The sequence below is a fragment of the Endozoicomonas sp. ONNA2 genome (assembly GCF_024606365.1).
In the GTDB taxonomy this organism is placed as follows: Bacteria; Pseudomonadota; Gammaproteobacteria; order Pseudomonadales; family Endozoicomonadaceae; genus Endozoicomonas.
Genome location: NZ_JAHHPO010001109.1, coordinates 1 through 1,143 on the forward strand (window position 1 = coordinate 1; position 1,143 = coordinate 1,143).

Genomic DNA, 1,143 nt, shown 5'->3' on the forward strand with positions numbered 1-1,143 from the left:
ATGATTGCGGTGGAACATCTGAATATGTGGAAGTTATTTTCAGACAATTCCTTACTACCCAATTTAGCCGCTAAAGCTGGTGTAGCATCATCTTTATTAAGAGCCTCGAAAACTCTTTTTCCTTGTGGGTTGTTGACGAGCATTTTTACCAGACAATAAAGATTGTCTGCTTCAGCAGCAAAGTGTAATGGTGTCTTATTTTCTTTATTAGGGGTATTTATGTTTATATCTTCCAAGTCAAGCAAGTAAAGAAAACACTTTTTAAACTGTTCGTAATGAACGTTTTCCTTGCTGGGCCGCCAGTACTTGACGAGGTAATGCAAGGGGGTCATACCATTTGATTCAGGATCTGGGAAGTTGATATCTATGAACTGTGATTTAGAAACGTAATTTTCGTAAAGTTTAGTCAGACAATCATATTTTCCGTGAGCTGCAGCGTATCTGAAAAGTTTTGAAAATGGACTTTTGGCTTTTTTCAATATTTGTTCCGTTTCTCGTTTGTTTTTGAACAGTTCCTGTTTATTTGTTTTTTTTGCCGACTTATTAACCAGTTTATCCTTTATTTTTTCCAGATCATCCTGAGCTTCTTTTATTGATATAATCTCTTGCTGTTTTGTTTCTGACATATCGATCAGTTTTAGTAGAGCATCGCCTTTATCTCCCTGAATAGCCAAATGCAGAGGTGTGCCTTTACGCTCATTTACAGTATTGCAAATATTCTTACCAACTTGTTTTTCAAATTTTATGTAGATCTTCTCCAGAAACTCTATATTGCCTTTAAAAGCTGCATGATGTAATGGGGTATTCCCTCTATTATCAGGTTTCATGATATGATCATAAGACAATTTATTAAAATCTTTATCTTTCAGAAATTCGACTTTTTCTTTCGATCTGGCCATAAAATGAATCAGATTCCATCCTACACCATTTTGGTGATTTACATCAGAACCATGTTTTATCAACTTTATTACGCATGGTTTATGATCGTTTTTAGCAGCCAATAGCAATGCCGTGTTTCCTTCTTTATCCGTTTCATTAATGATATCCTTAATTAACTTTTTATCAGCTCTCAGCTTATCAATGAATTCCAGTAGTACTTCGTTTTTTCCCACCTGCAAGCTTGCCATCCAGTCTATCCTGATA

The 1,143-nt window shown here is 35.3% G+C and carries 1 protein-coding gene; it reads right to left on the bottom strand.

What is annotated here, in order from left to right; genetic code table 11:
* Positions 1-1,127 (bottom strand): ankyrin repeat domain-containing protein (locus tag KDK14_RS19710; protein WP_257266924.1); only part of this gene is annotated, 1,127 nt, incomplete at its 3' end.
* Positions 1,128-1,143 lie beyond the last annotated feature (16 nt).